Source organism: Kaistella sp., from assembly GCF_032060305.1.
In the GTDB taxonomy this organism is placed as follows: Bacteria; Bacteroidota; Bacteroidia; order Flavobacteriales; family Weeksellaceae; genus Kaistella; species Kaistella yananensis.
Genome location: NZ_DAMBHK010000015.1, coordinates 1 through 9245 on the forward strand (window position 1 = coordinate 1; position 9245 = coordinate 9245).

Genomic DNA, 9245 nt, shown 5'->3' on the forward strand with positions numbered 1-9245 from the left:
TCGTTACCACACCGGAAAACACGCCGGAAGATGCCAGAATTTTCATGGCTTCTTCACTGAACGGATGGAATCCTCAGGACCCGGCATTCGAACTGAAGAAAAGCAAAAACGGAACCTATGAACTTGAAATACCTGAACAGGCCGGAAAAGCTGAATATAAATTCACTTCAGGAAGCTGGGAAACCGCGGAAGGAAATACAGAAGGAAAAGGAATTGAAAACAGAACTTTCACATTTACGGGAATACCGCAAACACTTGAAAACACCATACTTTCATGGGCTGAACCTGAGCAGAAAAAGCATACCGCATCAAAAAACGTAAAAATCCTTAGCAAAAACTTCCCCGTTCCGCAACTCGGTACAACAAGGAAAATCTGGATCTATCTTCCTGAAGATTACGATGCCTCCAAGAAGAAATACCCTGTGATTTATATGCACGACGGGCAGAACCTGTTCGATCAACTGACTTCCTTTTCAGGTGAATGGCAGGTAGATGAAACCATGGATGAGTTCTTCCTCGAAGGTAAGAGACAGGCCATTATTGTAGGCATCGACAATGGCGGCAGCGAAAGACTGAATGAATATTCGCCCTGGAAAAATGCAAAATACGGCGGCGGAAATGGTGATCTGTATGCCGATTTTCTTGCCCAAACCCTGAAACCTTATATCGATAAAAACTACAGAACAGCTTCTTCAGCAAAGAACACCGGATTAATCGGCTCTTCGATGGGCGGGTTGATTTCCTTCTACACAGGCTTGAAATATCCTGAAAAATTTGGGAAACTGGGCGTGTTCAGTCCGAGCTTCTGGTTTGCGAAGGAAGATCTGACTCTTTATCTAAATGAGTATTCAAAATCTTTAAAAAAGACCAAAATCTATCTTCTGGCGGGCAGAAAAGAGTCAGATGAAATGGTCACCGACATTGAAAAAGCAGTTCCGTTACTGATGGGCAAAGGAATTCGCAGGAAAAACATCAAAACGAAATTCGATGATTACGGAACCCATTCTGAAAATTACTGGGCAAAAGAGTTTCCGGAAGCTTACATTTGGCTATTTTCACTAAAATAAATACGCCATAAATTCCAAAACACTCACTTCTTATGAAGTTGAGCGTTTCCAATTTTAAAAGATAGAAATCATATGCTTAACATCATATCACTGATGATTTCTAAATATTGTGTGTAAAATAGTAAATTAACGAAATTTAACGTTTATTCTCTTTTGTATCGGGGTTTTTAATTATATTTGCACTCCTTTAAAAACAAAAAACAGATAAATGAAGAAAATTTACTTCCTGCTTGGATGTACTGCATCCGTTATGGCAACCGCTCAGGTTGGTATCAATACTAGTGCACCCTCTACAACATTTGACGTTAGAAAATCCACTGTAACCACGGTTCCCGAAGGTGTACTTATCACTAGAATGTCTGGTGATGAACTGAAAGCAAAAGATGCCTTATATGGCAGCAGCCAACACTCAACACTGATTTATGCTACGGCAGTTCCGGGATCAGCGAGTACCAAGACTTCAAACATCAAAGCTCCGGGATTTTACTATTATGATAATGGTACTGGGAAATGGGAGGCTGTGATTAAGGAAGCTGTGACTCCAAAATTTTTCTACATGCCTTCAGTCCTTGTCAACACCACTACCTTGGGTGTAAAAACAATGGATCTCCATGCAGTTTATACCAGTCAGTTTACCAATCCACCGGTAAAAAGCACAGGTTCTGCAGGATCAATTCCCACTCTTGCAAAAGATAAACTGGAGTATTATATTACATATTATGACACTGCGTTGCTAAGAAATGTAAGCATCGATGCCAATGGACTGATGAGTTATGAGGTATATGGCAATGCCAGCGACGCGAGTTTCATGAACATCGTATTTGTTGTAAAATAAGACAAGTGATGAAAAAAAATAAATTACTGTTACTGACAGGCATACTGCTTGGCTGTAGTCTGAACAACGCACAGTTTACTATTACCAACAACTTCAGAACCAATGATTCCAGCGGGCTGAAATTGGGCGACAATGCCACGCTTACGGCAGCTTCCGGCGTAGATCCAAACGGTGAAGGCTGGTTACGGCTTACAAATGCCGCTACATTTCAAAAAGGTTATATGTATATCCTGCAATCTTTTCCTACTGATTTGGGGGTCCTTGCGGATTTTGAGTACAAAGCATGGCGGTCCAGCGACGACGGATACAACGGAGCGGACGGATTTTCCGTATTCCTTTTCAATGGAAATGTAACCGAAGCTGAGTTTAAACTAGGCGGATACGGCGGTTCACTGGGTTATGCTACCTACAACAATCCTGCAGGAACAACAGGCTTGAGTGGCGGTTATATCGGCGTTGGTTTTGATGAATATGGAAACTTCGCACGCGCGTCTGAAAACAGAAATGGCGGAACGAATGTTGAAGTTCCCAACTCAGTCGTTTTAAGAGGTCCTACCTCGGCGACTTATAACCTGTCTAACCCTTATTTTGCTCATAAGGCGCTCGGAGACCGAACAGGAACACTGGCTGAAATCAGAAACCGAAACGAAATCGATTATAACACTATTACACCCACCCGCCCTACCGACAATCAATTCTACCGCAGATTCCAGCTGGAAGTTAAAAGAGTTGGCGCCGATTATCAGGTAAACGTGAAGTGGAGAAAACAAGGGGAAACAACTTTCACCGAAATTATTACGCATAAAATCAACAGCGCAACATATCCTATTCCGCCGACTTTAAAGGTGGGTTTCGCAGGTTCCACCGGCGGTGGTTACAACTTTCACGAAATCCGCAATATTTTGCTTACAACTCCTGGAAATATCCGCGTGGACAGCCGTTCTGATATGGCGATGGTATGTAATGACCAGAAAACACGGGTTACTCTAAATATTGAAGTGACAAACGATACACCCATTGCACTCAGCAATATTAATTTCAGCAATGAAATACAGAATTCCGCAGGAACACTGCTCAATACTTCGCAGTTTAAGATTACATCATTATCAACCACTGGATTTTCCGCGAGTAATCTACCCACCACATCATTCCCAACCAATAGAGTAAGCGGCAAAGTTGGCTTGCCGGCAAACCGGTCAGGAATTGTGACCATCACGGGAGAATATTATCCGAAAGCACTTAAAAACAATGAGAGTTTTAAAAGTGTAACTATTGTCGACACCTCGGAAGTGACCGACACTGACAATTCAAACAATACAGCAACCTCAGTTATTGCGGTTAGAAAATGTAATTTTATTACTAACCCTTCACTCCCGAGCTATAATAAATAGAAAAAACCTGCTGACAGTAACGAACGCACCTCATAGAAGTGCGTTCGTTTTATTTTAATCGAAGTTGTTCGGATGAATCTGCCGGATATCTTCTACCGTTCCCAATACCTTATCTTTCAAAGAATTCTGATAATGCTCTAATTTTCCAGAAATATTCTCATCTGAAGTTCCGATGATTTTAGCGGCTAAAATGCCGGCATTCGTCGCGCCGTTCAGTGCTACGGTAGCTACAGGAATTCCCGACGGCATCTGCAAAATAGAAAGTACAGAATCCCAACCGTCTATTGAATTGGAAGATAAAATAGGAACGCCAATCACAGGTAAAGTGGTACAACTAGCCACCATTCCCGGTAAATGGGCTGCCCCACCAGCTCCGGCGACGATGACTTTCAGGCCACGGGATTTTGCCGTTTTTGCGTAATCAAACATTCTTTCCGGAGTTCTGTGGGCTGAAACTACCGTTAATTCATAGGGAATTTCGAGTGATTTTAGAAAATCCGCTGCCTGTTGCATGACGGGCAAATCGCTTTGGCTGCCCATGATAATTCCGACCATTTTTTACTTTTTTTGAAGTTTTAAAGATAAGAATTTTATAAGAACCATTCTTCCTCCGACCCATAAAAGCAGCAAAAAAGCGTACTTTTGCACCGTGAAATTTCCCAAAGACCCCAAACTCATTATTGCTATTTTAACCGTTGCCATCGTGTGGGGAACCACTTTTCTGGGCATCCGGGTTGCAGTGGAAACTATTCCGCCCTGGTTTGTTGCGGGAATCCGACAGCTCATCGCGGCCGGATTACTATTCATTATCCTGCTGTTTTCAAAACAACTTCGGTGGATTGGGTGGAAAAATTTAAGAATTCAAATTATTTTTTCCGTACTGATGCTGATTGTAGCCAACGGAATGACGACCGTTGCAGAAGAGCATCTTTCGAGCAGTTTGGCTTCTTTAATCAGCGCCACTTCTCCGCTTCTTGTATTTCTGGGAAGCATATTTTTTGGTCTTCAGAAATTTACCTACCGTTCTTTACTGGGAATATTAATGGGCTTCAGCGGGATTCTTCTGATTTTTAAAGATGGTATTCAGGATTTACTGAATCCGGATTACCGCATGGGCGTCATCTTTATTTTTATTGCCATCTGCGGTTGGGCTTTGGGATCAATTCTAACCAAAAAAATGAAACTTCAGCACCAGAATATTTCGTTGAACCTCTTTTATCAGTTTGCTTTTGCGGGAATAGCGCAGATTGCATTGGCTTTTATGCTGTCTGATAAAATTGAGGTGAATTCCTGGTCGTTCAAAAGCATCGCAGCAACCGTTTATCTTGCGGTTTTTGGCTCTGTAGCGGCTTATTTTGCGTTTCACTTTGCTTTAAAGAAGATTTCGCCAACCCAGGTTTCCCTGCTTTCTTATGTAAATACAGTGATTGCAATATTTTTGGGATGGCTGATTCTGGATGAAGAAATTTCGGCAGCATTTATTACCGCCACTGCGCTTATTATCTGCGGCGTTTTTATCACCAATTACCAGAAGGGAATGTTCCGGAGGAGAAAACAAAGCATTGATTAACCCTGGATATATTCTTTCAGCTGTTTAATGACTTCTTTCTGATCAATTACTTTTTCGCGGATGACATCGGTAATCGAAATAATACCGTTCATTTTACCCTCTTCCATCACCGGCAGATAGCGCACATTGTGATCGGCCATCAGTTGCATACAGTGATTCAGGGTGTCGAGCGGTTTAATTTCAGGAAGATTTACCGACATGACTTCCTTCACCTTAGTTTCTGAAGAATGCCGGTTTTTAAGAATAACATTGCGGGAATAATCTCTTTCGGTAAAAATACCGTGATACGTGTCGGCATCGTTTACCACCACTGCACCAACATTTCTGTCAGCCATGAGCTGTAACGCTTCCAGAACGGTCTGTTCCGGATTCACGCTGACGAACGAATTCCCCTTGCGGGCCAAAACTGTTGCTATATTACTCATAATCAAATATTTTGTATTAAAGTTATTACAAAATATTTAATTAAAAAATACAATTTTAAACGAAACGCTTAATGCCCGGAAACGACCTTCACAAGTGATTTTACGTGAATGAGTTTTTCTAAAAGTTCTTTTCTTGAGTTTGCCAGAATGTTGATGTGACCCATTTTTCGCCCGGGTTTGGTTGCTGTTTTTCCGTAAAGATGAACGTAGGTTTTGGGTAATTTCAGTACTTCATCCAATGCTTCATACTTTACTTTTCCCGAGAAATTTTCTTCACCGACCAGATTCAGCATTCCTGAAAATCCGAAAGCATCGGTATCCGCGAGCGGAAGATTTTTTAAAACGCGGTAAAGCTGTTCGAACTGTGAATTGGCGTTTCCTTCCTGCGTCTGATGGCCCGAATTGTGCAGTCTCGGCGCGGTTTCATTTACCCAAACCTCATCTTTCTTATCGAGGAAAAATTCAATGGCAAAAAGTCCGGGAGAATTGGCCGCCTTGATGAATTTCTTCACGATTTGCTGAATTTGTTGCTCCACATGTTCTGAAATATGCGCCGGACAGATATTAAAATCCAGAAGATTAAGTTTGGGATCCGCCACCATTTCAGTGACCGGAAAAGTTTTGGTTTCACCGTTTTCGTTGATGGCAACAATTACAGAAAGTTCTTTTTCGATATCAACCAGACTTTCCAAAACTGAAGGCACGTTCCACAATTTTTTTAGATCTTCATCGGTTCTGATGACCTGTACGCCTTTACCGTCGTAACCACCAGCATTCATTTTCTGCACGAAAGGCAGCGGAAAATTCGCTTCGGATGTATTCTGGATAATCTGAAATTCCGGACTTGGAATATCGTGTTTTAGATAAAATTCTTTCTGGAGAATTTTTTGCTGGATAATCTGAATGATTTCGGGACTTGGAATTACCTTAATACCACATTCGCGGAGTTCGTAAAGTGCATCAACATTCACATGCTCGATCTCGATGGACACTACATCCTTCCCTTTCCCGAAATTGAACACCGTATCGAAATCATCGAAATTTCCCTCGGTAAAGTTAGATATTGCATGGCAGGGCGCATCTTTGGCAGGATCGAGGGTAAACCATTCGTCATCATATTTTAATGCTTCCTGAATAAGCATCCGGCCCAACTGTCCGCCACCGAGAATTCCGATTTTCATATTTTCACTTTTTTCTTTATTGATTTATATTCCTTCCCTTGAGGTGGGGAGTTCACAAAATTACGAAAAGCAATTCTTAGGGCATAAAAATGGCTTAATTATTTAATTGAAAAGTATGCAGAATAATACTTTTTAGTTTTACTTTGTATGAAATAAACTATGGAAATATTTCTCGCTATTTTGTCGGTATTGCTTATTATTCTGAGCATTCTTCCGTTTTTCAGCAGCCAGCACTGGGTTTTCCGTGTCCCGGAATTCATGAAGATTCAGATTCTTGTACTGCAGGGAATCTTATTTTCATCGTCAATTATTTTTGCTGAAAAAAACTTTTGGATGTGGCTCTTAAATGCCGTGCAGTTAATCCTGATTCTCTATCACCTTTATATTTTAATCCGCTACACCAAATTTTACAAAAAGAAAGAAGTAAAAAAGAATTCTACTGCTTCGGCGACGGTTAAAGTCATTTCGGTGAATGTTTATCAGTTCAATAAAAATTTCCAAAAACTGCATCAACTTATAGCGAAATACAGTCCCGACATTTTCATGACGATGGAAAGCAACGCTGATTGGGAAAAGGCCAACCGCAAACTTGAAAAAAACTATCCTTACACAGAAAAGGTAACCCTGGAAAACACCTACGGAATGCATCTTTATTCTAAAATTCCGTTTGTAAAATCTAGCGTGCATTTCTTTGTAGCGGATGATGTTCCGAGCATTGAAGCACAGTTTAAAACCGCTGACGGACATGATTTTGTTGTTTTTGCCGTACATCCACCGCCGCCAAGTCCTACGGAAGAAACCACTTCGAAAGAGCGCGACGGTGATTTGCTGTGTGTGGCGAAAAAGATTAAAGAAAACCAGATTCCGTCTTTGGTAATCGGCGATTTCAACACGGTAGCGTGGTCGGTGACTTCCATTCTTTTCCGTAAAACCAGTGAACTGATTGATGCGCGTGTAGGAAGAGGGATTTTAGCAACATTCCATGCAAAATACTGGTTTTTCCGCGTGCCGCTTGATTTACTGTTCCATTCTCCGGAGATTTTTGTGGAGAAGCTGGAAACATTAGAGAATATCGGTTCTGATCACTTCCCCATTCTCTGCGAATTTCACATTAATCTTTACGACACCAAACAGGAAGAGGAAGTAAAAACCCTGAAACCTGAGGAGAAAGAAGTTGTGGAAGAACTGATTGAGGAAGGCATAAAAGAAGAATCAGATAACCGCGAAGAGATCGCAAAAGAATAAGCTTATTCTAAATTTTATCGATTTTAAGATATTTGAGTTTGATGAAATTCTTCTGCTCAATTTCACCAGACTTTTCCAGAACCAATGAATATTTTTCCCTCATTTCCTGAGGCAGAAGATCATTTACTTTGAAAATATCATCAACATCAACGCCGTGTTTATCGTCAATATGGCTTACCGCACCTGGGAATCCCATCGTTTTGTAAAATTCGGTCTGCTTTGATCTTTTGATGACCTCCGACATTTTTTTTCCCACCATCAAATGCTGTTCATGAAATTCCTCGAAAAAACCGGCTTTATACCCGCCAAGATTGATGAAAAACAAATGATTTTCGGATTTCTCACTGCCTTTTTCAACAATTTTAACGTCGTAGCCATCAACAAATTTCACTTCCTGATAAGCATCAAGATGAAGATCGCTGCCCGCTTCCGGCCAGAACTCTTTGATGTAAGGAACCAAATCTTTCAGTTTTTTAGCAATACCAAAAAAAACATCGTGCTGTTCGATTGTCCTGCCGTTAACAGAAGCGCCGAGAAGGATATAAAACAATTTCATCTTTTAAGCTTCGTAAAATTCCAGCGGCAAAGCATCGGGATCCTGGGTGAAAAAAAATTTCCGGTCTGTAAATTCATCCACGCGGATTTCCTCACATACCAAACCTTTTTTCATGAGTTCATCGCGTTTTTCCTCCACATTTTCCACAGAAAAAGCCAAATGGCGCAACCCGCAGCTTTCCGGGCGCGAAGGTCTTGGCGGTGGATTGGGAAATGAAAAAAGTTCGATCACATAATGCTCACCAATCCCCAGATCGAGTTTATAGGAATCCCGCTCTGCACGGTAAACTTCGCGTAAAATCTGAAGCCCTAAAATTTCGGTATAAAATTTTTTCGAGACCTGATAATCGGAACAAATCATGGCGATATGGTGGATTTTCATATTAAAGATTTATTTAAAACTGAGATTTTTCAGGATGGCCTCCGACTTCAGTTCGGTTTCGCGCCATTCTTTTTCGGGGGAACTTTCAGCGGTAATGCCGCCTCCAACATAGATTAGGGCTGCATTTTTAAAGAATTCAGCGCAGCGAAGATTTACAAAATACTGAACATTTTCTTCGGTCTCGACTTTAATATAACCGGCATAGAAATTTCTTGGATGCGGTTCAAAATTTTCGATTGCATTTCTGCACATTTCCTTTGGAATTCCACATACCGCAGGCGTAGGATGAAGTTCTGCAATGATTTTCTCCAAATCCTCTTCAGTGATTTTCGCTTTGAAATCGGTTCTTAAATGCTTGATGTTTCCGGAAATATGGTCGTAAGTGTAGCTTTTATGAACTTCAGAAGCATAATTTTTCAGCGTATTAGAGATAAAAACTGTTACCGGTTTTTGTTCTTCAATTTCCTTATCTGTCCACTTTTCGTCCACAGGTATCGTTCCGGCAAGACTCATGGTTTGAAACTCCGACGTTCTTTTATCAAATTTTCCTAATAATTCTGAAAAAGCGCCCAGCCAGCATTTTCCGTCTTTAAT

At 41.0% G+C, this 9245-nt stretch carries 11 protein-coding genes; 5 read left to right on the forward strand and 6 right to left on the reverse strand.

The genetic code is table 11. The features are described 5' to 3' along the window. The 3 genes from V5N63_RS03470 to V5N63_RS03480 form a co-directional block, all read left to right on the forward strand. On the forward strand, nt 1–1067 hold a 1067-nt coding region (locus V5N63_RS03470), incomplete at its 5' end, for an alpha/beta hydrolase (protein ID WP_332032850.1). A 208-nt stretch (nt 1068–1275) separates the two neighbouring features. After that, a complete protein-coding gene (locus tag V5N63_RS03475; RefSeq protein ID WP_332032851.1) occupies nt 1276–1902 on the forward strand; it encodes a hypothetical protein in 627 nt (208 codons plus the stop codon). A gap of 8 nt (nt 1903–1910) precedes the next feature. Further along, nucleotides 1911–3293: a lectin-like domain-containing protein gene (locus V5N63_RS03480; protein ID WP_332032852.1), complete on the forward strand. Its 1383-nt coding sequence runs from the start codon at nt 1911–1913 to the stop codon at nt 3291–3293. A gap of 54 nt (nt 3294–3347) precedes the next feature. Here V5N63_RS03480 and purE read toward each other — a convergent pair whose 3' ends face one another. Next, the gene (gene purE, locus V5N63_RS03485; protein ID WP_332032853.1) at nt 3348–3848 is read right to left on the reverse strand and encodes a 5-(carboxyamino)imidazole ribonucleotide mutase; all 501 of its coding nucleotides are present in this window, start codon (nt 3846–3848) and stop codon (nt 3348–3350) included. Between the two features lie 94 nt (nt 3849–3942). Between purE and V5N63_RS03490 the strand changes: the two genes are divergently transcribed. Next, the gene (locus V5N63_RS03490; RefSeq protein WP_332032854.1) at nt 3943–4863 is read left to right on the forward strand and encodes a DMT family transporter; all 921 of its coding nucleotides are present in this window, start codon (nt 3943–3945) and stop codon (nt 4861–4863) included. Here the strand turns inward: V5N63_RS03490 and V5N63_RS03495 are convergent. Continuing rightward, a complete protein-coding gene (locus V5N63_RS03495) occupies nt 4860–5288 on the reverse strand; it encodes a CBS domain-containing protein (protein WP_332019438.1) in 429 nt (142 codons plus the stop codon). The genes V5N63_RS03490 and V5N63_RS03495 overlap by 4 nt on opposite strands. Nucleotides 5289–5356: 68 nt before the next feature. Continuing rightward, nucleotides 5357–6469 carry a 5-(carboxyamino)imidazole ribonucleotide synthase gene (locus tag V5N63_RS03500; RefSeq protein ID WP_332032855.1) on the reverse strand — a complete coding sequence of 371 codons (1113 nt, stop codon included), beginning with the start codon at nt 6467–6469 and terminating at the stop codon, nt 5357–5359. A 159-nt stretch (nt 6470–6628) separates the two neighbouring features. Between V5N63_RS03500 and V5N63_RS03505 the strand changes: the two genes are divergently transcribed. Then, nucleotides 6629–7714: an endonuclease/exonuclease/phosphatase family protein gene (locus V5N63_RS03505; protein ID WP_332032856.1), complete on the forward strand. Its 1086-nt coding sequence runs from the start codon at nt 6629–6631 to the stop codon at nt 7712–7714. 7 nt (nt 7715–7721) lie between these two features. Here V5N63_RS03505 and V5N63_RS03510 read toward each other — a convergent pair whose 3' ends face one another. From V5N63_RS03510 to V5N63_RS03520, 3 genes are all read right to left on the reverse strand, one after another. Next, nucleotides 7722–8270 carry a DUF1543 domain-containing protein gene (locus V5N63_RS03510; protein WP_332032857.1) on the reverse strand — a complete coding sequence of 183 codons (549 nt, stop codon included), beginning with the start codon at nt 8268–8270 and terminating at the stop codon, nt 7722–7724. A 3-nt stretch (nt 8271–8273) separates the two neighbouring features. Next, the gene (gene gloA2 / locus V5N63_RS03515) at nt 8274–8651 is read right to left on the reverse strand and encodes an SMU1112c/YaeR family gloxylase I-like metalloprotein (RefSeq protein WP_332032858.1); all 378 of its coding nucleotides are present in this window, start codon (nt 8649–8651) and stop codon (nt 8274–8276) included. A gap of 9 nt (nt 8652–8660) precedes the next feature. Continuing rightward, nucleotides 8661–9245, reverse strand: a 585-nt coding sequence (locus V5N63_RS03520; protein WP_332032859.1) for a chorismate-binding protein, incomplete at its 5' end; no start/stop codon positions are given.

Bases quoted from the DNA above. Each gene is read 5' to 3' on its own strand.
- gloA2 (WP_332032858.1), bottom strand. From the start codon at position 8,651: ATGAAAATCCACCATATCGCCATGATTTGTTCCGATTATCAGGTCTCG.
- V5N63_RS03480 (WP_332032852.1), top strand. From the start codon at position 1,911: ATGAAAAAAAATAAATTACTGTTACTGACAGGCATACTGCTTGGCTGT.
- V5N63_RS03500 (WP_332032855.1), bottom strand. From the start codon at position 6,469: ATGAAAATCGGAATTCTCGGTGGCGGACAGTTGGGCCGGATGCTTATT.
- V5N63_RS03495 (WP_332019438.1), bottom strand. From the start codon at position 5,288: ATGAGTAATATAGCAACAGTTTTGGCCCGCAAGGGGAATTCGTTCGTC.
- V5N63_RS03475 (WP_332032851.1), top strand. From the start codon at position 1,276: ATGAAGAAAATTTACTTCCTGCTTGGATGTACTGCATCCGTTATGGCA.
- purE (WP_332032853.1), bottom strand. From the start codon at position 3,848: ATGGTCGGAATTATCATGGGCAGCCAAAGCGATTTGCCCGTCATGCAA.
- V5N63_RS03505 (WP_332032856.1), top strand. From the start codon at position 6,629: ATGGAAATATTTCTCGCTATTTTGTCGGTATTGCTTATTATTCTGAGC.
- V5N63_RS03510 (WP_332032857.1), bottom strand. From the start codon at position 8,270: ATGAAATTGTTTTATATCCTTCTCGGCGCTTCTGTTAACGGCAGGACA.